Origin of the sequence: Companilactobacillus paralimentarius DSM 13238 = JCM 10415, assembly GCF_001434985.1 — a bacterium.
Taxonomy (GTDB): Bacteria; Bacillota; Bacilli; order Lactobacillales; family Lactobacillaceae; genus Companilactobacillus; species Companilactobacillus paralimentarius.
The window spans coordinates 36,603-61,217 of record NZ_AZES01000014.1 but is presented as its reverse complement, the minus strand read 5'-3'; the positions used below and the strand labels follow the sequence as shown (position 1 = coordinate 61,217).

The following is a 24,615-nucleotide window of genomic DNA, read 5'->3' as shown; positions in this document are numbered from 1 at the left end:
ATTTATGGTCTAACTGTTAACTTGAACCGCCATCAACTTGATTTGACGAACAGCCACAATCTCTAAATGAAGAATAACAAAAAACAGGTATCTACTAGAATTGATATTTAGTAGATACCTGTTTTTATTATTCTATTTAAATGAATCTATCTATTCAACATCTTTAGTACGTTTGGTATCACGTTCCAAGATTGGTTTCAAATATTGACCAGTATAACTATCTTTTACTTCAGCTAATTCTTCAGGTGTACCAGTACCAACGATCGTACCTCCACCTTCACCGCCTTCAGGTCCAAGGTCAATTAGCCAATCAGCTGATTTAACAACATCTAAGTTATGCTCAATAACTAAGACAGTATTACCTTCATCAACTAAACGTTGCAAGACACCCAAGAGACGTTTGATATCATCTGTATGTAAACCAGTTGTAGGTTCATCCAAGATATAGAAATTCTTACCATTAGATTTCTTATAAAGTTCAGAGGCTAGCTTCATTCTTTGAGCTTCACCACCGGACAATTGAGTGGCTGACTGTCCTAGTGAAACATAACCTAATCCTACATCCTGAATTGTCTGTAACTTACGTTTGATCTTTGGAATGTTGCTAAAGAAGTCCAATGCCTCAGAAACCTTCATGTCAAGCACTTGAGCAATATTTTTACCTTTATAAGTTACTTCCAAGGTTTCAGAATTATAACGCGTTCCATGACATACTTCACATGGTACGTAAACGTCAGGTAAGAAATTCATTTCAATCTTGATAATTCCATCACCACGACAGTTTTCACAACGTCCACCTTTAATATTGAAAGAGAACCTGCCTTTCTTGTAACCACGCAATTTAGCCTCATTGGTTTGAGCAAATAAATCACGAATATCATCAAAGACACCAGTATATGTAGCTGGGTTACTTCTTGGCGTACGTCCAATAGGACTCTGATCAATAGCAATCATCTTTTCCAAATTCTCGTAACCAGTAATCTTTTTATACTTACCAGGTTTTTCAGAATTATGGTTCATCTTTTGAGCTAAAGCACGTTTCAAGATCATATTAACCAAAGTTGATTTACCTGAACCTGAAACACCGGTCACAACGATAAATTTACCCAATGGAAATTTAACATTCAGCTTCTTTAAATTATTCTCTTGTGCACCGTAAACTTCAACAAATTGACCATTACCAACACGACGCTCCAAAGGTACTGGAATAAACTTTTTACCTGCCAAATATTGGCCAGTCAGCGATTTAGGATTCTTCTCTACTTCACTAGGAGTTCCAGCGGCCACAATTTGACCACCATTCTCACCCGCACCAGGACCAACATCGATAAGATAATCAGCAGCACGCATTGTATCTTCATCATGTTCAACCACAATCAAAGTGTTACCAAGATCACGCATTTTCTTTAAAGAGCTGATCAAACGATCATTATCACGTTGATGCAATCCAATTGAAGGCTCATCCAAAATATACATTACTCCAGATAAATTAGAACCAATTTGTGTAGCCAAACGAATTCTTTGAGCTTCACCACCTGATAAAGTCCCAGCCGAACGAGATAATGACAAATACTCCAACCCAACATTAATCAAAAAACTGAGACGATCCTTAACTTCCTTCAAAATAGGTTTAGCAATGACCGTATTCTGTTCACCAAATTTAACTGCCTTAAAAAATGGAAGTTCATCTTTGATTGACATATCGGAAACTTCAGCGATATCCTTGCCTTCAACTTTAACAGCTAAGGCTTGACGATTTAATCGTTTACCGTGACAAACAGGACATTTCAATTCAGTCATGTATTTTCGCATAACCTCACGTGTAAAATCACTATTAGTTTCATGATAGCGACGATTGATATTAGGAAGAACTCCTTCAAATGGAACATCAACATCACGTACGCTACCAAAATCATTCTCATAATGAAAATGAAAAGTCTTACCATCAGAACCATTTAGAATAATATCCTGGTCCTTTTGAGGTAATTTTTCAAATGGCGTATTCATATCGATATTAAATTCCTTGGCCGCTTGAGCCAACATTTCTGGATAATATTGTGAACTGATTGGGTTCCAAGGTTCAATGGCCCCTTCAGCTAAAGTTTTACTTTGATCTGGAATAACCAAATCAAGATCAACTTCTAACTTAATCCCTAAGCCATCACAATTCTCACAAGCCCCAAACGGTGCATTGAATGAAAATAAGCGTGGTTCCAATTCTCCAACTGTGAAACCACAAATAGGACAAGCATTCTTTTCTGAGAAAACCATCATATCTGAACCGATAACATCAACGTTCATATAACCATCGGATAATCTCAAAGCTGCTTCAACTGAATCAAACAAACGAGATTTAATATGATCATTAACAACAATTCGATCAACCACAACATCAATACTGTGTTTTTTATTCTTATCCAATTCGATATCTTCACTAACATCGTGAATTTCACCATCAACACGTATACGGACATAACCTTGTTTCTTAATTTGATTCAAGGCTTTTTTATGTTGTCCTCTTTTAGCACGAACGACTGGTGAAAGAACTTGTAGCTTAGTTCCATCATCCAATTTCAAAATAGCATCAACCATTTGTTGAGCCGATTGACTTGTAATTTTAGTCCCATCATTTGGACAAATTGGTGTCCCAACACGAGCCCACAATAAACGTAAATAGTCATTTATTTCTGTAACTGTACCTACAGTTGAACGAGGATTTTTAGAGGTAGTTTTTTGATCAATTGAAATAGCAGGACTTAATCCATCAATTGAGTCAACATCTGGCTTGTCCATTTGTCCTAAAAACTGACGGGCATAAGACGATAAACTCTCAACATAACGTCTCTGACCCTCAGCATAAAGTGTATCAAAAGCCAAAGAACTTTTACCTGAACCGGATAGACCAGTCATAACAACTAATTTATCACGAGGAATTGTTACATCAATATCTTTTAAATTATGTGCACGTGCACCATGAATAACAATTTTATCATTTAACATTCTATTTCATTTCCGCCTTTAATTCCAAAATCGTATCACGTAAATTAGCAGCAGCCTCGAAGTCTAATTTCTTGGCAGCAGATTCCATTTGTTCATTTAGGTTGGCAAGAAGTTCTTCACGTTCCTTCTTGCTCATATCCTTAAAGTCAATATCATCGTCAATCTTCTCCGTCTCAGAAGAAGAATTATCAACTTTCTGGAACATTGAAATAGCATCCCGAATTGGTTTAACAATTGTCTTAGGTGTTACATTATGCTCCTCATTGAATTTCATCTGTAATTTACGACGACGTGCAGTTGCATCAATCGCTCCACGCATTGAATCCGTAATTGAATCAGCATACATAATAACTTTACCATGTTCATTACGCGATGCACGACCAATAATCTGAACTAATGAACGTTCAGCTCTCAAGAAGCCTTCCTTATCAGCATCCAATATAGCAATTAGTGAAACTTCTGGTACATCGATACCTTCACGCAACAAATTGATTCCGATTAGAACATCGAATTTGCCCAATCGTAAATCACGAATAATCTTCGTTCGCTCCAAAGTTTTAATGTCACTGTGTAAATATCTAACTTTAATTCCTAAATCTTTAAAGTAATCAGTTAAATCTTCAGCCATCTTCTTTGTTAGGGTGGTTACAAAGACTCTTTCATGTTTAGCCACACGATCATTAATTTCACCAACCAAATCATCAATTTGTCCCATAATTGGACGTACTTCAATCTTAGGATCCAATAGACCTGTAGGACGAATAATCTGTTCAGCTTTATGATCTGTTCTCTCCAACTCATAAGGACCCGGTGTAGCTGATACATATAAAATACGATTAACATGTTTTTCGAATTCATCCAACTTCAACGGACGGTTATCTAATGCACTAGGCAATCGAAAGCCATAATCGACTAACTGTTGCTTTCTGGCACGGTCACCATTATACATTCCTCGAATTTGTGGCATAGTAACGTGAGATTCATCAATCATAATATTAAAATCTTTAGGAAAGAAATCTAGCAAAGTAAATGGTGGTTCACCCTCAGCACGACCTTCCATATGACGAGAATAGTTTTCAATACCAGATGTGTAACCCATCTCTCGCATCATTTCAATGTCATATTCAGTTCTCTGTTTAATACGTTGAGCTTCCAGCAATTTACCTTCTTTAGTAAATTTATCAACTTGAACATCCATTTCGTCTTTAATACGTTTCAAAGCTTCATCCATTTTAGAATCACTGATCATAAAGTGAGTAGCCGGAAAGATACCAATATGATCCATTGATCCTTTTATTTCTCCTGTTAATGCATCCATTTCAATGATTCGATCAATCTCATCACCAAAAAATTCCACACGAATAGCATTATCATCACGTGAAGCCGGAAAGATATCAACAACATCGCCACGGACACGGAATCTTCCACGTTGAAAGTCAATATCGTTACGTTCAAATTGGTTATCAACTAATTCTTCCAACAAAGTATCGCGAGCAATCTGTTGACCAACCCGTAAAGAAATAATACTGTCGGCATATTCTCTAGGATCACCTAAACCAAAAATACATGAAACAGAGGCAACCACAATAACATCGTTACGTTCCAAAAGTGAACTAGTAGCTGAATGACGAAGTTTATCGATTTCATCATTAATACTAGAATCCTTTTCAATATACGTATCACTAGATGGTACATAGGCTTCTGGTTGATAGTAGTCATAATAACTAACAAAATATTCAACCGCATTGTTAGGGAAAAATTCCTTAAATTCACCATACAGTTGTCCTGCCAATGTTTTATTATGTGAAATAATCAATGTTGGTTTATTCAAGCTTTTAATTACATTAGCCATTGTAAAGGTCTTACCAGTACCAGTGGCACCCTCAAGAACAACTTCTTTATCGCCAGCCTTGAAATCTTTAGTAATGGTATCGATTGCTTGAGCTTGATCTCCAGCAGGTGAATATTTAGAAACCAAATCAAATTTATTATTAGTAACTCTATCTATCACGGATTAATTTACCCCCCTTGAGCTAAAAAAAACATCTAACTCTCGCACACGAATTAGATGTAATTAATGTCAGGCTTATTGCGCTGGCTCTATATTACCATAGCGAACATATTTTCGCCATAATTTAATTTTCATTTACCAAACGTGGCAACATTAAGAAAATTATCAATCCAATGAAGAATAAAATGCTCAATGAAGCAGCGCCAATTGTGGATTTTCCCGTAATCTGGGTGACGATACCAACCAAAATTGGACCCATCACAGCCGAAAATTTTCCTAATATATTATAGAAACCAAAGAACTCACTTCCGGATTCTTTGGGAATCAGTTTTCCGAAATAAGAACGACTCAAAGCTTGAATACCACCTTGACTGGTTCCAACTAAAACAGCTAAGATCCAAAAATCTTTAGCACTGGTTAGTTTCAAAGCATATAAACAAATACCAAAATATAGAACAATTCCTAAAAGAATTCCCGCTCTAGTAGAAACTTTATTAGCAAACCAACCATACAAAATAGAAAATGGAAAAGCTACTAATTGAACAACTAACAAAACAAGCATTAATGTTGTCGTGTTAATTCCCATATCCATACCGATTGAGGTAGCCATCGTGAAAATTGTATCAACTCCATCAATATAGAAGAAATAGGCTACTAAGAACCAAGCTGCAGCCTTATACTTTCTCAAATGAGTAATTGTCTTCCAGACACGTTTAAAACTTGATGTAACAGGGTGTGCATTTTCTGGTAATGAATAGACCTGTTGGACATTTTTCAACAATGGAATAAAAAAAATAATCCACCAAATGGCTGCTAGAAGAAAACTCCATCGTGCCACACCATAACTGGATAACATACCAAAGCCACTCGTTAATTGTAGAACTAAGAATAAGATAAAAGCTACAACTCCACCTAAATAGCCGTAAGCATATCCATTTGAAGAAAGAGTATCCATCTCCTCATTGCTGGCAACATCTGTTAAAAAACTGTCATAAAATAAATTACCAGCTGAATATCCAATTATCGACAGGATATACACACCTAATAATAATTGCCATTGATTTGACGGTACTAACGCCAAACCAAACGTCATAATAATTCCTAAAAATGAAAAATAATTCATTAATCGCTTTTTGTGATGCGGATAATCTGCTAATGCACCTAAAACGGGAGCCAAAATAGAAACTAATAAAGTTCCAAAACTGTTGGCATAACCCCAAAAGGCCGTTGCATTAGCCGCCGAAACTCCTGAATTCTGTGCTATTGATTTGAAATAAACTGGTAATACTGCTGTTGTAACGATAATTCCATAGCCAGAATTGGCCCAATCATAGAAGATCCAACTCCACTGTTTCTTATTAAACCTCATAAAATTCCTCTATTCTAATCGATAAATACATCCTCAATACTATTTCCGGCTATTGGTGCATCAAATTTTAAGCCTAACAACTTAGCAAAAGTTGGTGCTTCATCTACCAAATTAGCCTTTTCGACTGTATGATTTTTTTCAACCATTGGTCCATTAAAAATTAAGGTTGTTTTGTAGCCTGGTTTTTGAGGATGATATCCATGAACACCACGATATCGATCAGCATCTCCCATCATATCAGGAAGTACTTGCTCTACAACATTAGGACGATCACTTTCATCAGTAAAGTAATAACCAGCCTTAGCTTCAACCATCAAAGTACAATTAGGATCTGCTCCCATGGCTGCTGCCTCTCGTGATGAGTAAATTCTTTCTACACCTTCAACACCTGAAATTAGTTCCTTCAAACGTTGGATTTGATCAAAATTCTTTGTATAAATATAGGTTGATCCATCACAAGTTTTAGCCATTACTGACCAATCCTTTTTGAAAGTTTGATCTTTGATTGGTGTTAGCCAATTTCTCTTTGCAAACAAAGTATTCAAATGAATCATCTTATCAACATTAATTTGATAATGATCTCCTAAAATTACAAAGTTCGTATCATCAAAGGTACCAGCTTCTTTGCTAGCATCAATTACTTGCTTTACATGACCATCTAATCGATGCAAAGCCTTCATAGCATCTTCAGAACGAACCCCATATTGATGGCGCATGCTATCCATGTCAACCAAATGTAACAACATCAAATTAGGCTGCTTATTTTTTACCGTATCAACCGCACAAGCCGTAATAAAATCATCCAAAGCAGGCTGTTTGATACCATTACGCAATTTTCCATATTTTTTATCCATTTCTAAAATGAACAACGGTGAACTAGCCTTCAGTGAAACCAAGACTTGGTTGGTCCAAATTCGATTAGGAAAAATTTCAGCCAAATTGTAATCAATTTTACTACCGGCTGTTACTGGCCAAAGAAAGGCGGCCGTCTTAAGTCCCTTTTTTCGTGCTAAATCATATAATGTCGTTGATTTAACATCCTTCTGATACCAGTACCAATCAGGTGATCGACGATTAGATTGAATCTTAGTATTATTTACAATTCCGTGAACACTTGGATATTGACCAGTGATAATGGTCGTATGCGAAGGATAAGTTAAAGTTGGATAGATTCCTTGAACCCTTTTAACCCAAGTTCCCCCGTGTACTAACTTGCTCAATGTTGGTAATTCATCGAGATGTTCATCAATATCTCTAAATCCTAAAGAATCAAGCGAAATAATAATTAGATGTTGATTTGTTGACAATTCCTTCTCCTCTTTTCACAAACTACATGAAAATATTATATCGCAGTTGAGAAATACTTGTAACGAAACAAAAAGATAGAGACAAAAAATAACTTTTGTCTCTATCTCTTATTTTATTCCCAACCTTCGATTTCTTTAGCAAAATCAGCTAGTTTTTGTGCGGCATTGGCCTCTGTATCAGCCTTAACACCAATATAAAATTTCAATTTTGGTTCAGTACCTGAAGGTCTAGCGGCAACCCAAGTATCATCAGCTAAAACATATTTTAATACGTCAGCCTTTGGTAATCCCGTAGGTTTAACCCCTGCCTCAGTAGTATCTGTATCTTTTAAATAATCGATTGATTCAACAACTTTAACGCCATTGATTTCGTCGATACCTTCTTCACGAAGTGTCTTCATAATTTGAGCCATCTTATCTTTACCAGAGATACCTTCAAATGTCTTAGAGATAGTCTTCTCACGATAGTAACCAAATTCTTCATAAAGATCTTCTAGTGCATCATAGATGGTCTTACCTTTTGATTCGTAATAAGCTGCAGCTTCAGCTAATAATAAAGTTGATTGCATAGCATCTTTGTCACGAACAAATGGCTTTACAAGATATCCATAACTTTCTTCAAATCCGAAGAGGAACTCATTGCTACCATTTTTTTCAAATTGTTCAATCTTCTCAGCAATATATTTAAATCCAGTCAAGACATCGAGCATCTCAACATTATATTTATTAGCAATAGCTGTTGCCAATTCAGACGAGACAATAGATTTAACAACTGCTCCATTAGCTGGTAATTGCTTAAGGCCCTTCTTTGCTTGTAATAAGTAATTCAAAAGAACCGAAGCAATTTGATTACCTGTCATCAACTTATAAGAACCATCTGGTTGTCTAACTGCAGCTCCCAAACGATCAGCATCAGGATCTGTTGCAATCAATATATTAGCACCAATCTTCTTACCACGTTCAATTGCTAAATCAAAAGTTTGAGCAAATTCAGGATTAGGGAATGGAGTTGTAGCAAATTCAGGATCCAAAATGGCTTGTTCAGTTACCATATTAAAATTCTTGAATCCTAACTTTTGGAAAATTCGAGGAGCAATCATCTTACCGGTACCATGAAGTGGTGAATAAACAAATTTCATTTTATCACCGATATTATTGATCAAATCGCGGTTAACAATAACCGTTTCCAAATTCTTCATATAGTTTAAATCAACATCTTCACCAATAAGAGTTAATAATTTTTCTTCTCTCAACTTTGTTACAGGCTTTACTTTAATAGCGAATAGATTGCTAGCTTTTCTAGCAAAACTAGTAATATTATCCGATTCAACTGGTGGCATTTGACCACCATCTGGTCCGTAAATTTTAAATCCATTATATTGCTTAGGATTATGGCTAGCAGTAATCATAATACCAGCATATGTAGGTATACTTCTTACTGCAAAAGATAATTCCGGTGTAGGTCTTAAACTGTCAAACACATAACTGTGAATTCCATGAGCTCCCAAAACTTTTGCTGATTCATAAGCAAAATCTTGTGAATAGTAACGTGAATCATAACTGATTGCTACACCTTGTGACTTCAACTTGTCATCCAGAGTATCCATGAAAGAAGCTAGACCTTCAGCTGCTTGACGAACAGTATAAATGTTCATTCTATTAATACCAGGTCCAATAAGACCACGCATACCAGCAGTACCGAATTCCATTGGTTCGTAGAAAGCTTCTTCCGCAACCTTATCATCATTCTTCATTTCGTTAAGTTGCTCTTTCATATCTGGATCCAAATCTTTATAGTCGAGCCATTGTTGCATATTATCTTGCCAAGACATAACTTGTCCTCCTAATTTGTAAGTACTTACAACCATTATATCAATCATAGAGTACCATTTATATTTGATTACGACACTTTAAGCTATTTTTTTTAAAATATCCTTAAAAATCGACCACAAATATACAAATTATTCGAGATTATTACTGATGATTCTGTTTATATCCGTATCATAGTATCTTGCCAACGCAATTAGTGTATCAATATCTGGCATTCTAATACCTGTCTCATAGTGAGATAAAGTTGTCACATCAATATTCAGATGTCTTGCTACTTCCTTTTGAGTTAGATTCTTTTCTTTTCTTAAGACTTTTAGGTTTCTAGCAATATTGAAACCAGATTCGTTCATCAATTGATTTATTTTTTTATCTACTACTTCACACATAAGAATCACTTCCTGTCTTTTGCTAATAGTATATGTTTAAACATGTATATATTCAAACCAAATGCTAATAATAATTTTTTCAATATTTAGTCTTTTATTATTAGGTCAAGGCACAAAAAAAGGATTACAAAATGGATATTCTCCATTTCATAATCCTCATATTCAAAATACTTTTTATACTATTTTGTTGTTACCTTATCATCAGCAAGTTCTTGAATATAACTGTATGCTTGTTGACCAGCTATACCACCTTCACCAACAGCTGTAGCTACTTGACGAAGATCCTTCTTACGAACATCCCCAACAGCAAAAATACCAGGAATATTTGTTTGCATATGTTCATTAGTATTAATCCATCCGTCTTCATCCAAAACACCTAAGTCCTTGAATGGTTCTGTCATTGGTTTGATACCAACATAAATGAAAGCACCCTTAGCTGGAACAATGTGTTCTTCGCCAGTCTTCTTATCAACGTATTTAACACCGGAAACTTTATCGTCAGCACTCGTAATTTCCTTAACATCAGCATTCCAGACAAACTTAATCTTGTCATTTTTAAATGCACGGTCTTGCAGAATTTTTTGAGCACGCAATTGGTCACGACGGTGAATAATTGTTACTGACTTAGCTAGTTGTGTAAGGTAAATTCCCTCTTCAACAGCAGAATCTCCGCCACCGATAACGGCGACATCTTGATCCTTGAAGAAAGCACCATCACAAACAGCACAATAAGAAACACCACGTCCCGATAATTCATTTTCACCAGGAACCCCAATCTTCTTATATTGTGAACCAGTTGCAATGATTAATGCTTTAGCTTCATAATCGCCATCATCAGTGTGGATAATTTTAACATTACCCTTATCTTCAACTGATTGAACAGCACCATAACCAAAATCAGCACCAAACTGAGTTGAAGATTTATACATTCTTTCACTCAAGTCTGGACCCAAAATTGATTCAAATCCAGGATAATTTTCAATCGCAGCGGTGTTATTCATTTGACCACCATAGATACCACGATCAAGAATCATTACTGAAAGGTTGGCACGTGAAGCATATAAAGCGGCAGTTAATCCACCAGGACCTGCCCCAATAATTACTACATCGTATGTTTTCATCGTCGAATTACCTCCTATTACTCAACAAATATTACCATTTATTTTTTAATTATCAATTAGATTGCTCACAACTCATTATACCAAGGATCATTTTCATTCTTTCGACGATAAATAAAAATTCCAATGGCAACGAAAAATAGTATTAGTGATAAGGCTTGTGAAACCCTTACGCCTGGTAAAATATATAAACTATCTGTTCGCATACCTTCAACAAAAAGTCTAACTGCCGGATACCAAATTAAATATGTTAAAAATACTTCACCACGTTTTAACAGATGCTTACGATTTCTCAAAATTAAAATCAAAGCCAAACCTATTAAATTACCAACAGATTCATACAAAAAGGTTGGCTGACGGTAAGCACCATTGATATACATTTGTTCAATAATGAAATGTGGCATATGTAAAGATTGTAAAAAACTCAAAGTAGTTTTAGCACCAAAAGCCTCTTGATTCATAAAGTTACCCCAGCGACCAACTATTTGTCCTAAAAGAACTGAAGGTGCGGCGATATCTAGCATCAACCAGGGCGAAATATTTCTTTTTTTACATAGAACCAACAAAACAATAAATGCGGCAATTAAACCTCCATAAATTGCAATACCACCATGCCAGATCTTAATTATTTCACTAGGATTAGCCAAGTAATATGGTAATTCAAAAATAACATAATACAGACGAGCACCAACTAAAGCAATTGGAACTCCGTATAAAACTAAATCCAAAATATTATCAGGATCCAGATGTCTTCTTTTTGCTTCACGCATTGCCATGATAACTCCAACTAAAGCACCCAGGGCAATAATAACTCCATACCAGTGAATCTCTAAACCGCCTAGATTTAAAGCAATTGGGTTTAATGCCAGCAAATCAAAATTCATTACTTACCTTCTCCATTTTTTTCATTCTTTGTTTTTTCCTCATTCTCTTTGATTAATAATCCTAGATTATCTTCAAATTTCTTTGTAGCGTCATATCCCATCTTCTTAGCACGATAATTCATGGCAGCGACTTCGATAATGATAGAGATATTACGACCGACTTTAACCGGAACAGTAATTTGTGGTACATCAACGTCAAAAAAGGTACGTCTATCTTCCAAAGTTCCAATACGATCATAATTCTTATCGGCAGACCAATTCTCCAAATTAATAATCAATTGAATCTCACTTTGAGAACGAACGGCACCTGCTCCAAAAAGATTCATAACATCGATAATTCCAATACCACGAATTTCCAATAAGTGATTCAAAATCTTAGGTGCTTCACCAACAATAGTCTTTTCATCACGTTGATAAACATCAACACGATCATCAGCAATTAAACGATGACCACGTTTGATCAATTCCAAAGCTGTTTCACTTTTACCAATTCCAGAATGACCAGTCAATAAAATTCCAATACCATAAACATCTACTAAAACACCATGAATTGACTCTCTGGGAGCTAGTTTCTCATCCAAATACTCGGTGATCATACTTGAAAGTCTTGTTGTTGGTAACTCTGAACCAATAACAGGAACATGATGTTCCTTAGCAGCTCTCAACAATTCTTTACTTGGTTGAATATTTCTTGAAATCAAAAGGACCGGCGTATCTTCACGACACAATTCAAGCATCACTTTATAACGATTATTGGCAGTCATTGAACGTGAATATGAAGTTTCTGTTTGACCAAATAACTGAATTCGTTCACTTGGATAATAATCAAAATAACCCGTCAATTCGATTCCCGGGCGAGAAATATCGGTCGTTATGACTTTTTTATCTTTTAATAACTCTTCTCCAGCATAAACTTTCAATTCGTTATCCTTTACCATTTGAGATACTGTAACAAAATTTGTCATTGCTAACCCCCACAGATTCTTTATTTATAATAATTTTATCATTTTAGAAACAAAAAAACGCGTTCTAGACGCGTCTTTGAAAATTATTCATTGTATAACTATTAATGATCGAATTACAGATTGCTAGAATAATGGCAACGACTAGGGCTGAACCAAATCCATTGAAATAAAAACTATTTGACCCAACTAACGCCGAAGTTAATTCTAGAGTGATTGCATTAATTACAAAGGAAAATAGTCCAAATGTAATAAATGTAATCGGTAGAGAAATAATATGTAGAAGTGGTTTGATTGTCCAGTTCAAAATGGCTAAAACAAGACTAGCAATAATCGCCGTAGCTAAAGTGTCCACTCGAAACATACCGGGCAATAATCTAGCAATTGCTAAAAACAAAAGCGTTTGTATTGCCACTTTTATAAGTAACTTCATTTCATACCCTCATTCTTTTTTGAATCAGTAATATTTCTTGGCAGCTTTAGTGCCACGCTTTCTCTTATTAAAATCCGTCTCTTGAATATTTCGTTTCTCAGGTAAAGAGAATACGAGAATTACATAAACTAAGACTGGTAGAAAATAAGTAAAAGGTAACAGAAAGATAAAGGCTAAACGTATCCAGGTTGAATCAACGCCAAAGTAGGCACCTAAACCACCGCATACACCTGCTAACATTCGATCCGTAGTAGATCTTGTGATTCTTTCCTTCATATAAATTCACCTCAACTTGTCCAAAAAATATACTACATATTCAAGAAAATATCAATTCTACTCATCGACATCAGGAATATGCTTCCGATTCAGTTCTACCACATGTCCAGTGTTCAAGTAAACAACCCATTCACAAATATTAGTTGCATAATCACCAACACGTTCCAAATAACTAGCCACAAGCATATAAGACGAACCACTTAAAACATTCTCTACAGTTTTCTGCATATCTTTGATACATAGTTCATTGATCAAAGTACTTTTTGCATCAATCTCTACATCACGATGAGCAACTTCTTCAGCCATCTTACTATCTTTTTTCAAGTAGGCTTCCAGTGAATCTTCAACGATACTAGTACTCATTTCACCCATTTCCGCAATTAGTTTTTCAATTTCGGGAATTCTTGTTTCACCCTTAACTCTAATTGTTTCCTGAGCAATACTTACCGCATGATCGCCCATTCTTTCTAAATCAGAACTAGCCTTTAAAACCGTTACAATCATTCTCAAATCAGATGTAACTGGTTGTTGCAAAGCAATCATTTCAAAAGATTCCTTTTCCAAGTCCATCTCTCGTTTATTAATCACATGATCGTTACGAATAACCTCTTTGGCCAAAGATTTATCATGATCAATATATGCTTTAACAGATTTCATAATGGCCTCACTCGCCATCATACCCATTTCTGAGAATCGTAAATGTAAGTTATTTAATTGTTCCTCGAAAGTAGTGCGCATCGTTTTTTCTCCTAACCGAATTTTCCTGAAATATAATCTTCAGTCTGTTTCTCTTTTGGATTTAAGAAAATATTTTTTGTTTTATCTGCTTCAATTAACTCTCCATTTAGGAAGAAGGCGGTTTGATCGGATATTCTCGAAGCCTGTTGCATATTATGTGTAACAGTAATAATAGTGTAATCCTCACGTAGTGCCAACATTGTATCTTCAACTTTAGCCGACGAAATAGGATCCAAAGCAGAAGTTGGTTCGTCTAATAAAATAATATCAGGTTTCACCGCTAAAACTCTAGCAATACATACTCTTTGTTGTTGACCACCTGAAAGTGACAATGCACTTTGATGCAATTTATCCTTCACATCATCCCAAACAGCGGCATTTTTCAAACTAGTTTCAACTGCTTCATCCAAAACTGACTTATCTTTAACACCAGCTAATCTTAGTCCATACACTACATTATCATAAATTGAGAAAGGAAACGGATTAGGCTGTTGAAATACCATCCCCACTTGTTTTCTCAAGGCTACAGTATCGACATTAGGAGAATAAATATTCTTGCCATCCAATGAAATTGTTCCTGTAATAGTTACATCAGGAATTAAATCATTCATACGATTCAAACATCTTAAATACGTCGATTTACCACAACCTGAAGGACCAATTAGAGCAGTGATCTCATTTTTATTAAAATCTAAGTTAATACCTTTTAATGCTTCTTTTTTTCCATAAAATAAATGTACATCGGAAGATGTCAAAATTTTTTTTGCCAAACTTAACGCTCCTATCCAAAGTGTCCCGAAACATAATCTTCTGTTATTTTAATTTTTGGACGAGTGAATATCTTTCTCGTCTCATTAAATTCCACAGCATGACCTAAATGGAAAAATGCCGTATAATCGCTTATTCTAGCGGCTTGTTGCATATTATGTGTAACGATGATAATTGTATAATTATCTTTCAAATTCATCATGGTCTCTTCAACATTTGAAGTTGAAATTGGATCCAACGCACTAGCTGGCTCATCCATCAAAAGAATATCTGGCTTCATTGCAATTGCTCTAGCAATACAGAGACGCTGCTGTTGTCCACCTGACAGAGCTAGAGCACTTTTGTTAAGATCATCTTTTACTTGATCCCACAATGAAGCTTGTTTCAATGTTGTTTCAACTATTTCATCTAATTTCTTCTTGTCATGCAATCCGTGACGCTTTAGTGCAAAAGTAATATTATCATAAATTGATTTAGAAAATGGATTAGGTCGTTGAAACACCATCCCAATATGCTTTCTTACTTCATAAATATCAACATTATTCTTATTGATATCCAAACCACGGTACATGATTTTACCCTTAACGCTTGCACCTTCAACATTATCGTTCATACGATTCAATGATCTCAAGAATGTTGACTTACCAGAACCAGAGGCTCCAATTAAAGATGTTATTTTATATCTTTCAAATTGCAAGGATGCTTTATGCATCGCTTCCTTTTCGCCATAAAATACCTGTAAATCTTCAGTCTTCATGGCGATTTCATGTTTATCTTCATCCAAATGAAGGATGTATTGTTGATCATTTTGTTCAATCATATCTTATTTACCCGTCATCTTTTTGTAAACTAAATTGCCAATATATCTAGATAGAAGATTAAAAATTAATACAGCAATAATCAAAACAGCCGAGGCACCGGCTGATACCTGAACAGCATCCGGAATTAGTCCTTCAGAATTAACCTTCCAAATATGAACAGCTAAGGTTTCAGCCGGTCTCATTAGGTTTAGAGGACTAGTTATACTAAAAATATTGAAATTAGTAAAATCAAGTGGTGGTGCACTTTGTCCCGCAGTATAAATTAAGGCAGCAGCTTCACCAAAGACCCTACCAGCACCAATAATCATCCCAGTAATAATACCTGGTAGTCCGTCTGGAATGATAACATGGATAACTGTTTCCCATTTTGACAAACCTAAGGCCAATCCAGCCTCACGTTGTGACTGTGAAACTGATTTTAATGAATCTTCAACATTTCTAGTTAGAATTGGTAAATTAAAAACAGTCAGTGTCAAAGCACCAGACAAAATGGAAAAACCAAACTTGAAACTAATAACGAAAATCAAAAATCCAAACAAACCAACAACAATTGATGGCAAAGAGCTCAAAACTTCAATTGAAACTCTAATCAATTCAACCAGTTTATTTTTCCCTGCATATTCTGATAAATAAATACCAGCCGAAATAGAGATTGGAATAGAAATTAACATTGATAAAATCAATAGGAAGAAAGAGTTAAATAATTGAACACCTACGCCACTACCAGCTTGAAAGGCTTTAGAACCAGAAGTTAAGAAATGCCAATTAACATAGCGTAACCCACTACCTAAAATATAAACTAATAAACCTATCAAAATTAAAACGATAATACCTGACATAAAATAAATTACACCAGTAGCAATCTTATCTTTAGTTTTTTCGTTGAACATTAGAATTCACCTCGCTTGGCGATCGTTCTAATAACAAAATTAAAGAGTAGTGACATCAAGAGAAGCAACAAGGCCAATGACCACAAAGCATTATTGGATGTTGAACCCATGATAGTATTTCCCATATTCATAGTCAGAACACTAGTTAGTGTTGATGATGGTGAAACCAGATTTTGTGGTAACAACATAGCATTACCAATAACCATCTGAACGGCTAAGGCCTCACCGAAGGCACGAGCCATTCCAAAAACAACGGCCGTCAGTAATCCCGGTGTTGCAGCTCTTAAAACCACTTTGTGAATAGTTTGCCATCTAGTAGCACCTAAGGCAAGCGAGGCTTCACGATAATAACGTGGAACCGCTTTTAAAGCGTCAACCGACATTGATGTAATGGTTGGCAAGATCATAACAAATAAAACAAATGATCCAGCTAAAATACCAAATCCACTACCACCAGCAATTGTTCTTACTGCGGGTACAACAATTGTTAAACCAATGAATCCATAAACAACTGAAGGAATACCAACAAGTAATTCAATTACAGGCTGCAAAACCTTCCGACCCCAACTTGGTGAAATTTCAGTCATAAAAATTGCTGCAGCAATGGCAAAGGGTGTTCCTATCAAAGCTGCAATCAAAGTAACTGAAAACGACCCAATAATCATTGGTGCAGCACCAACAATTGGATGTCCAGCACTATCTAACTTATTTGGAGCCCATACAGAATGAGTCAAAAAATCAATTGGATTGACACCATCTTTAATAAATATAATGACCCCTCTTGAAGCAATAAATCCGATAATAGTAACAACTAATAAAACAATAATGGCAGTAAAACTGAAAGAAATAATCTTACCCCGAGTTTCTCTTTTGGCAGATACCGATTTTCTAGTTAAACTTTCTCTAATTGGATCTTTCAATTATTTTACCCCCTTTGAAACGGGCGTAACATTGCCCTTATAATCCTTTTCATACTTCATTTCGTTAATGGGAACATAATTCATCTTTTTAACCACGTTTTGTTGAACATGCTTGGTCATAATGAAATTCAAAAAATCTTTAGTCATCCCAGTAGGTTTACCATTGGTATAAAGATGCTCATAAGACCAAATCTTCCACTTATTATTTTCAATATTTTCAATGGTTGGTTCTACATTGTTAACCTCAATTGTCTTTACAGTATCATTTAAGTATGGCATAGCCAAATAACTAATTGCACCATCTGTATTGTAGACAATTTGTCTGACCATTCCACTGGAATCTTGTTCTTGTGAGCGAACGAATGGAGTCCCATTCATAACATCACTCTCAAACGATGATCGCGTACCACTTCCATCGGCACGGTTAATGATCGTAATTGGTAAATCCTGTCCACCAACTTGCTTCCAGTTCTTTACCTGACCAGAAAAAATTTGTCTTAATTGCTTAATTGTCAGGGATTTAACTTTTACATCTTTATTAACTACTGGAACCATACCCACTGCAGCTATTCGATGATCAACAAGCTTACTAGCATCAATATCTTTTTTCTGTTCTGCATACAAATCAGAATTACCAATATTAACCGCACCTTGTTGAATCTGGCTCAGTCCTGTACCAGTTCCACCACCTTGTACATTCACGTACTGGTTAGGGTTACTCTTTGTAAACTCTTCCCCGGCAAGTTCAACTAATGGTTGGGCAGCTGAAGATCCAACTGCTGTAATAGTTTCTTGGCTTCCGCTGCCTTTGCAACCACTCAAAACGAGAATGCTGGAAAGCATAATTGCAAATAATGCGACAAGTCTTTTTTTCAATGTTCTCACCTCTATCCAACTAGGATAGTACAACATTGTATATTTTTTGTATAAAAAAAAGTCATGATAAAATAAATTATTTTACCATGACAATTTTTTCTATTTTACAAAGGAATATTTACCGTAAAGGTTGTTCCCAATCCCTTATGAGATTCCATTCGAATGTCTCCATCTAAGGTATCCAAAGTTTCTTTAACAATAGCTAAACCTAAACCAGTACCACCTGTTTCTAAACTTCTAGAACGATCGACACGATAGAACCTTTCAAAGATTCGACCTTGATCATCCTCAGAAATTCCAATACCGGTATCTTTAATAATAAATTTAAGACGATTCTCAATTTCATCATGATGAACCTCAATGTTAATTTCACCGTTTTCTTTATTATACGAAATAGCATTTTTTATCAGATTTTGAATGATCAAATCGAACTTCTCTTTATTGATAGTTACATCTTCATTACCAAAAAATTGTTTTTTAATCGTTAAATTATGTTTCTTTATTGTTGTATCTTGGCGTTCCAAAATACTATCAATATCCTCGTGCAGATTAACTACTTCGGCCTTATAATTACCCTTTTTAACTCTAGAAAGTGACAAGATATCCTGAATTAATTCAGTTAAACGAATACTTTCACTATGAATTATCTTCAAGAAATGATCTAGTTTTTCAGGGTCATCTTTGGCACCATTCAATAAGGTCTCTGAGAAACCTTCGATTGAGGTTACAGGTGTTTTCAATTCATGACTGACATTATTAACGAAATCAACTTGCATTCTTTCAATCTGACGACTTTCGGTTAAATCATATAAAATAACCAAAACTTGTTGGTCAAAATCCTCACGCGTATGTACCAAACGAATAACATTTGCGTCGACAAACTTTTGTGAATTACCAACCAATTGAATCTCACGGTGGTGATTCTTATTCTTACGTAAAGTATGCTCAATCATTCGACTCAAACTATAAGTTTTAATATCTTCAATGAACGGATGAATATCATTAGAAATGTTCACATCTAAAAGACCGGCCATTGCTTGATTATGCATCAAAACATCACCTTGGGAATTCAACAACATTACACCGATTGGTAAATGGCCTACTAACCCCCTGAAACGTCTCTCACGTAACCGAACATCATCCCGTAAATCATTAATATCCATACTAATTTTATTAGTTTGTTCAACTAAACCATATAATTCGTCATCAGGCGACAAAATAAGTGAAGCCATTTCTTTATTCTTACGTACACGTCTCAAATTCTCAGTCACACTTTTAATATCATTGCTGAGAATTTGACGTTTCCGATAATAAAATAAAATGACCGAGTCAGTGATAACAAAATACATCAGAGCCACTAATACAAATGTCAATGGAGCCTGGCTCCAAAGACGGTTGTACCTTTTAGCAACTACATAACGACTAGAACCTGGTAAGTAATACATAATTCTTTCGCCAAAATTAACGTCAGTAACATAATTTTTACCAGGAGCTATCCGACCACGATGGAACATATCATAAGCTTTTTTCTGTAAATAAGTATCTTCTTTACTTGAATCAACATAATCCAACCCAGCAATTCTGGCTGCTTCTGACGGATCATGATTTTTCTTTAATTCTTGGTATGAAACGGTCTCTTCAGTAAACATATCCTTTTGTGAATCGCCCAAAATAGTATCGGAAAAAATCACCAACACAACAAAGATAACTACTGAAATTAAAATAGCAATTATGGGTCCTATTCTTCTTTTCATCGTTATACCTCTAAAATATAACCGAAACCATGCACGGTTTTTATTATTTGTGGATCTTTGGTGTCCTTTTCAATTTTATCACGGAGGTGACTAATTTGGATATCAACCATCCTCATTTGTGAATTAGAATTAATTCCCCAAACATTATCAAAAATTTGTTCACGTGAGACGACGATCCCTTTATTTCTAATCAAAAACTCTAGTAATTCGTATTCCTTTTTCGTCAAACCAATTTCTTGGCCATCAATAATCAAACTTTTAACATCGGTATTAAGCTGAAAACTACTTTTTTTCTGTTCATGAGATGTTCTTCTCAAAACAACTTCAATTCTCGCTAATAATTCTTTAATGCTAAACGGCTTAGTTACGTAATCATCAGCACCACTAATCAAGCCTTTAATTTTAGTATCCTCTGAATCTACTGCGGTTAAAAAAATCACAGGAGTAAGATTACCAGATTCACGCATTTTTTTGAGAACTTCCATACCATTCATTTTAGGCAACATTTGATCAAGCAACATTAAATCAAAATCTCCATTACTTACCTTTTCAAACGCCATTTCGCCATCAGTTGCTGTCGAAACCTGATAATCATTACTTTCCAAATTGTATTCAATTAACTCCAAAATTGCAGGTTCATCGTCAACAACTAAGATTTTACTTTTCATTTATTTTGGCCCCTTGTAGTTTCCATTGGAGATAAGCATAAATAAACGGATCTAAATCTCCATCCATGACTGCTTGTCCATTTCCTGATTCATAGTTGGAACGATGGTCTTTAACCATAGTATAGGGATGAAATACATATGAACGAATTTGTGAACCCCAGCCAATATCCTTCTGTTCACCTTGAATTTCAGCATGTTTCTTGGCACGCTCTTCCTCTTCTCTTTGGAAAAGTTTAGCCTTCAACATATTCATTGCTGTTTGTCTATTTTGTAATTGTGAACGTTGAGCCTGTGAACTGACAACAATTCCAGTAGGTAAATGGGTAATTCGCACCGCTGAAGAAGTCTTATTAATATGTTGACCTCCAGCACCAGAAGATCTAAAAACATCAACTTTTAAATCATCATCATTAATTTCAACATGAATACTGTCATCCAACTCAGGCATTACATCAACTGAGGCAAAAGACGTATGACGACGACCGGCAGAATCGAAAGGCGAAATTCTGACTAGTCGATGAACTCCTCTTTCGGAACGTAACAAGCCGTATGCATTCTTTCCACGAATTATTATCGAAACACTTTTGATTCCAGCTTCATCACCAGGTTGGTAATCTTCAATTTCAATGGAAAAATTATGTTGATCAGCCCATCTTTGATACATTCTCAAAAGCATGGAACCCCAATCCTGAGACTCTGTACCACCGGCACCAGGATGAATTTCCATAATAGCATTGTGAGAATCATAAGGTTCTGATAACAACATCATTAACTCATATGAACGCAACTTTTGGGACAAATCAGAAGAATCGTCTACCATTTGTTCCATTAATTCATCCTCAGGATCTTCTTGATATAACTCTGCTGAAACCTTAATATCATCCAAACCTTGGCTTAATTCTTTGAAGTTATCATACTTATCTTTCATAGCCTTCGTATCATCGATAACCTTTTGAGCTTTATCATGATCATCCCAAAAACCGGCTTCAGCCATTCGGCCTTCATTCTCAGCAATACTTTCTTCCAAGGCATCTAAGTCAAAGAGACCCCCTGAATTGACTTATTTTGTTTTCCATCTCTGAAATTTTATTTTTAATTTCACCAAATTCCATACAATCACCCTTATAAAAAAAGCAGGCCAAAGGCCCGCTTTTATCTTTCCATATTTTGTCTGATCTCGGCCTTCATGAATAATCTAGTTACATCATATTCAATATCTGAAACCATTTCTTCAAACATACGGTATCCTTCTTCTTGATACTCAACTAAAGGATTTAATTGACCGTAACCACGTAATCCAATTGATTGACGTAATTGATCCATGGCATCGATATGATCTGTCCAGTGTTCATCAACAACTCTCAAAATAACAACCTTTTCAAATTCTAGCATTTGAGCGGGATCACCAAGTTGCTCTTTCTTTTCTTCATAATTCTTATTAACTATGTCCATCAAATATTTAACAATATCATCAGCACTCTTTAATTGTAAATCAACGACTGAAATTTGATTTTCATTAACTAAAGCAGATTTAGCAAAGTCAACGATTGCCTCTAATTCCCAATCTTCTTGTTTACCTTGAGTATGAACATTAACTTGAGCTTGGATTGTTCGTTTAAGCATTGGAAGTAATACACGATCAAGATCTTTATCTTCAGTGATAACTTCCATTCTCTCTTTATAGATAACTTCACGTTGTTCACGCATAACATCATCATATTGAAGAGTATTCTTACGTGTATCGTAGTTATTACCTTCAACACGTTTTTGAGCAGATTCAACCTGACGTGTCATCATTTTACTTTGGATAACAGCGTCATCATCTTCAATCTTCAAAGTCTTAAGCACACGCTTAATACGTTCAGAACCAAAACGCTTCATCAAGTCATCTTCTAGTGACATATAGAATTGTGTAACACCAGGATCACCTTGACGACCAGAACGTCCACGAAGCTGATTATCAATACGACGTGATTCATGACGTTCTGTACCAAGAACAGCTAAACCACCTATTTCTCTAACACCAGGTCCAAGTTTGATATCAGTACCACGACCAGCCATATTAGTGGCAATAGTAACAGCACCACGTTGACCGGCGTTCATAATGATTTCAGCTTCTTTAGCATGGTTCTTAGCATTCAAGACGGCATGTGGAATTCCTTCACTGTCAAGTAACTTAGATAGGTATTCAGAAGATTCAACCGCAACAGTACCAACCAAAATAGGTTGTCCCTTTGCATGGCGTCTCTTAATATCTTCAACAACGGCAGCAAATTTACTCTTTAATGTTGGATAAAGAAGATCATCTTTATCATCACGAATAACTGGCTTGTTAGTTGGAATAGAAATTACTTCCATGTTATAGATTTCCCTAAATTCTTCAGCCTCGGTCTTAGCAGTACCAGTCATACCAGATAACTTATCGTACATACGGAAGAAGTTTTGATAAGTGATGTTAGCCATAGTCTTAGTTTCATCTTGAATTTCTACACCTTCCTTAGCTTCAATAGCTTGGTGTAGTCCATCAGAATAACGACGACCATCCATAACACGACCAGTAAATTGATCAACAATTTTTACTTCGCCTTCTTGAACCACATAATCAATATCAAGGCTCATAATGAAGTTAGCACGTAGAGCTTGATCCAAATGGTGATTCAAAACTGTATTATCAATATCATAAAGGTTATCAAGGCCAAAGTAATCTTCAGCTTTTCTAATTCCTGTTTCTGTTAAACTAATTGACTTTGTAGGCCAATCAATCTTGTAATCATCTTTTTCAAGGGTCTTAGCAAAACGATCTGCACGAACATACATGGCAGTTGATTTTTCAGCTGCACCTGAAATGATCAAAGGTGTTCTAGCCTCATCAATTAAAATAGAGTCAACCTCATCGACAATTGCATAATGAAGTGGACGTTGTACCATTTGTTCCTTGTAGACGACCATGTTATCACGCAAATAATCGAAACCTAATTCACTGTTTGTTGAATATGTAACATCACAATTATAAGCAGCACGTTTTTCTTCAGAATCCATACTATTCAAGTTCAAACCAACCGTTAGGCCAAGCCATTTATATAGCTCACCCATCTCTTTGGCATCACGACCGGATAGATATTCATTAACAGTAACAACATGGACACCCTTACCAGCTAAAGCATTCAAATAAACTGGTAATGTAGCTGTCAAAGTTTTACCTTCACCAGTTTTCATTTCAGCAATATTACCTTCATGCAAAGTAATACCACCAATTAATTGAACCTTAAATGGATAAAGTCCAAGGACTCTTTTAGCTCCTTCACGAGCAGTAGCAAAGGCTTCTGGCAAAATATCATCTAGTGTTTCACCCTTTGCTAGTCTTTCTTTAAATTCAGGAGTCTTAGCTTGAAGTTCTTCATCAGAAAGCTTGCTATAAGCATCAGCATAGCTTTCAATCTTATCGGCAATCTTGCCCATACGTTTGACTTCTCTTTTGTCGCTTTCGACCCATCTTCTTAGCGGATTTGCCATATTTATATATCTCTCCTAAGTGTAAATGAACATACTCTTAATAGTAGCATTTTTTTTTAAACTTTTAAACTTAATATCGTCAAATAGACTT

General features: G+C 35.5%; 21 protein-coding genes. All 21 read right to left on the bottom strand.

Features of this window, described 5'->3' with window-relative positions; genetic code table 11:
• Positions 1-150: 150 nt before the first annotated feature.
• The 21 genes from uvrA to secA all read right to left on the bottom strand — a co-directional run bounded on the left by uvrA (position 151) and on the right by secA (position 24,524).
• Complete coding sequence (gene uvrA / locus FD33_RS01410; RefSeq protein ID WP_056955690.1) at positions 151-3,000, bottom strand: excinuclease ABC subunit UvrA; 2,850 nt, start codon at positions 2,998-3,000, stop codon at positions 151-153.
• Position 3,001: 1 nt separating this feature from the next.
• Positions 3,002-5,011 (bottom strand): excinuclease ABC subunit UvrB, encoded by a 2,010-nt coding sequence (gene uvrB, locus FD33_RS01405; protein ID WP_025084580.1) that lies wholly within the window; start codon positions 5,009-5,011, stop codon positions 3,002-3,004.
• A 124-nt stretch (positions 5,012-5,135) separates the two neighbouring features.
• Positions 5,136-6,380 carry an MFS transporter gene (locus FD33_RS01400; RefSeq protein WP_025084581.1) on the bottom strand — a complete coding sequence of 415 codons (1,245 nt, stop codon included), beginning with the start codon at positions 6,378-6,380 and terminating at the stop codon, positions 5,136-5,138.
• A gap of 14 nt (positions 6,381-6,394) precedes the next feature.
• The gene (locus FD33_RS01395) at positions 6,395-7,687 is read right to left on the bottom strand and encodes an alkaline phosphatase family protein (RefSeq protein ID WP_025084582.1); all 1,293 of its coding nucleotides are present in this window, start codon (positions 7,685-7,687) and stop codon (positions 6,395-6,397) included.
• Between the two features lie 113 nt (positions 7,688-7,800).
• Positions 7,801-9,519 (bottom strand): phospho-sugar mutase, encoded by a 1,719-nt coding sequence (locus tag FD33_RS01390; protein ID WP_025084583.1) that lies wholly within the window; start codon positions 9,517-9,519, stop codon positions 7,801-7,803.
• Between the two features lie 129 nt (positions 9,520-9,648).
• Positions 9,649-9,903 (bottom strand): helix-turn-helix domain-containing protein, encoded by a 255-nt coding sequence (locus FD33_RS01385; RefSeq protein ID WP_025084584.1) that lies wholly within the window; start codon positions 9,901-9,903, stop codon positions 9,649-9,651.
• Between the two features lie 179 nt (positions 9,904-10,082).
• On the bottom strand, positions 10,083-11,024 hold the full coding sequence (trxB, locus tag FD33_RS01380) for a thioredoxin-disulfide reductase (RefSeq protein ID WP_025084585.1): 942 nt from the start codon (positions 11,022-11,024) through the stop codon (positions 10,083-10,085).
• 65 nt (positions 11,025-11,089) lie between these two features.
• Positions 11,090-11,905, bottom strand: a complete 816-nt coding sequence (gene lgt / locus FD33_RS01375; RefSeq protein WP_034543837.1) for a prolipoprotein diacylglyceryl transferase — start codon at positions 11,903-11,905, stop codon at positions 11,090-11,092.
• A complete protein-coding gene (gene hprK, locus FD33_RS01370) occupies positions 11,905-12,870 on the bottom strand; it encodes an HPr(Ser) kinase/phosphatase (protein WP_025084587.1) in 966 nt (321 codons plus the stop codon). The genes lgt and hprK overlap by 1 nt, the downstream gene beginning before the upstream one ends.
• A 64-nt stretch (positions 12,871-12,934) precedes the next feature.
• Positions 12,935-13,300 carry a phage holin family protein gene (locus tag FD33_RS01365; RefSeq protein WP_056955689.1) on the bottom strand — a complete coding sequence of 122 codons (366 nt, stop codon included), beginning with the start codon at positions 13,298-13,300 and terminating at the stop codon, positions 12,935-12,937.
• 24 nt (positions 13,301-13,324) lie between these two features.
• Complete coding sequence (locus FD33_RS01360; RefSeq protein ID WP_025084588.1) at positions 13,325-13,576, bottom strand: PspC domain-containing protein; 252 nt, start codon at positions 13,574-13,576, stop codon at positions 13,325-13,327.
• 57 nt (positions 13,577-13,633) lie between these two features.
• A complete protein-coding gene (phoU, locus tag FD33_RS01355; protein WP_054643098.1) occupies positions 13,634-14,314 on the bottom strand; it encodes a phosphate signaling complex protein PhoU in 681 nt (226 codons plus the stop codon).
• 11 nt (positions 14,315-14,325) lie between these two features.
• Positions 14,326-15,084, bottom strand: coding sequence for a phosphate ABC transporter ATP-binding protein PstB (pstB, locus tag FD33_RS01350; RefSeq protein ID WP_025084589.1), 759 nt, complete (start codon positions 15,082-15,084; stop codon positions 14,326-14,328).
• An 11-nt stretch (positions 15,085-15,095) separates the two neighbouring features.
• On the bottom strand, positions 15,096-15,902 hold the full coding sequence (gene pstB, locus FD33_RS01345; protein ID WP_025084590.1) for a phosphate ABC transporter ATP-binding protein PstB: 807 nt from the start codon (positions 15,900-15,902) through the stop codon (positions 15,096-15,098).
• 3 nt (positions 15,903-15,905) lie between these two features.
• A complete protein-coding gene (gene pstA / locus FD33_RS01340; protein ID WP_056955688.1) occupies positions 15,906-16,793 on the bottom strand; it encodes a phosphate ABC transporter permease PstA in 888 nt (295 codons plus the stop codon).
• On the bottom strand, positions 16,793-17,713 hold the full coding sequence (gene pstC, locus FD33_RS01335; RefSeq protein WP_025084591.1) for a phosphate ABC transporter permease subunit PstC: 921 nt from the start codon (positions 17,711-17,713) through the stop codon (positions 16,793-16,795). Before pstC ends, pstA begins: the two co-directional genes overlap by 1 nt.
• Positions 17,714-18,589 (bottom strand): phosphate ABC transporter substrate-binding protein PstS family protein, encoded by an 876-nt coding sequence (locus FD33_RS01330; protein ID WP_025084592.1) that lies wholly within the window; start codon positions 18,587-18,589, stop codon positions 17,714-17,716.
• Positions 18,590-18,693: 104 nt separating this feature from the next.
• Positions 18,694-20,343, bottom strand: a complete 1,650-nt coding sequence (locus FD33_RS01325; RefSeq protein ID WP_025084593.1) for a sensor histidine kinase — start codon at positions 20,341-20,343, stop codon at positions 18,694-18,696.
• Positions 20,344-20,345: 2 nt separating this feature from the next.
• Positions 20,346-21,011 (bottom strand): response regulator transcription factor, encoded by a 666-nt coding sequence (locus FD33_RS01320; protein ID WP_025084594.1) that lies wholly within the window; start codon positions 21,009-21,011, stop codon positions 20,346-20,348.
• Positions 21,001-22,123 (bottom strand): peptide chain release factor 2 gene (gene prfB, locus FD33_RS01315; protein WP_193322502.1). Its coding sequence is split into 2 segments (ribosomal slippage): positions 21,001-22,050 and positions 22,052-22,123, totalling 1,122 coding nucleotides; the frame shifts between segments, so codons are not numbered across the junction. The genes FD33_RS01320 and prfB overlap by 11 nt, the downstream gene beginning before the upstream one ends.
• A 40-nt stretch (positions 22,124-22,163) precedes the next feature.
• On the bottom strand, positions 22,164-24,524 hold the full coding sequence (gene secA, locus FD33_RS01310) for a preprotein translocase subunit SecA (protein WP_025084596.1): 2,361 nt from the start codon (positions 24,522-24,524) through the stop codon (positions 22,164-22,166).
• Positions 24,525-24,615: the final 91 nt, after the last annotated feature.

Bases quoted from the DNA above. Each gene is read 5' to 3' on its own strand.
- uvrA (WP_056955690.1), bottom strand. From the start codon at position 3,000: ATGTTAAATGATAAAATTGTTATTCATGGTGCACGTGCACATAATTTA.
- FD33_RS01400 (WP_025084581.1), bottom strand. From the start codon at position 6,380: ATGAGGTTTAATAAGAAACAGTGGAGTTGGATCTTCTATGATTGGGCC.
- FD33_RS01390 (WP_025084583.1), bottom strand. From the start codon at position 9,519: ATGTCTTGGCAAGATAATATGCAACAATGGCTCGACTATAAAGATTTG.
- FD33_RS01385 (WP_025084584.1), bottom strand. From the start codon at position 9,903: ATGTGTGAAGTAGTAGATAAAAAAATAAATCAATTGATGAACGAATCT.
- trxB (WP_025084585.1), bottom strand. From the start codon at position 11,024: ATGAAAACATACGATGTAGTAATTATTGGGGCAGGTCCTGGTGGATTA.
- lgt (WP_034543837.1), bottom strand. From the start codon at position 11,905: ATGAATTTTGATTTGCTGGCATTAAACCCAATTGCTTTAAATCTAGGC.
- hprK (WP_025084587.1), bottom strand. From the start codon at position 12,870: ATGACAAATTTTGTTACAGTATCTCAAATGGTAAAGGATAACGAATTG.
- FD33_RS01365 (WP_056955689.1), bottom strand. From the start codon at position 13,300: ATGAAGTTACTTATAAAAGTGGCAATACAAACGCTTTTGTTTTTAGCA.
- FD33_RS01360 (WP_025084588.1), bottom strand. From the start codon at position 13,576: ATGAAGGAAAGAATCACAAGATCTACTACGGATCGAATGTTAGCAGGT.
- phoU (WP_054643098.1), bottom strand. From the start codon at position 14,314: ATGCGCACTACTTTCGAGGAACAATTAAATAACTTACATTTACGATTC.
- pstB (WP_025084590.1), bottom strand. From the start codon at position 15,902: ATGATTGAACAAAATGATCAACAATACATCCTTCATTTGGATGAAGAT.
- pstA (WP_056955688.1), bottom strand. From the start codon at position 16,793: ATGTTCAACGAAAAAACTAAAGATAAGATTGCTACTGGTGTAATTTAT.
- FD33_RS01325 (WP_025084593.1), bottom strand. From the start codon at position 20,343: ATGAAAAGAAGAATAGGACCCATAATTGCTATTTTAATTTCAGTAGTT.
- FD33_RS01320 (WP_025084594.1), bottom strand. From the start codon at position 21,011: ATGAAAAGTAAAATCTTAGTTGTTGACGATGAACCTGCAATTTTGGAG.
- secA (WP_025084596.1), bottom strand. From the start codon at position 24,524: ATGGCAAATCCGCTAAGAAGATGGGTCGAAAGCGACAAAAGAGAAGTC.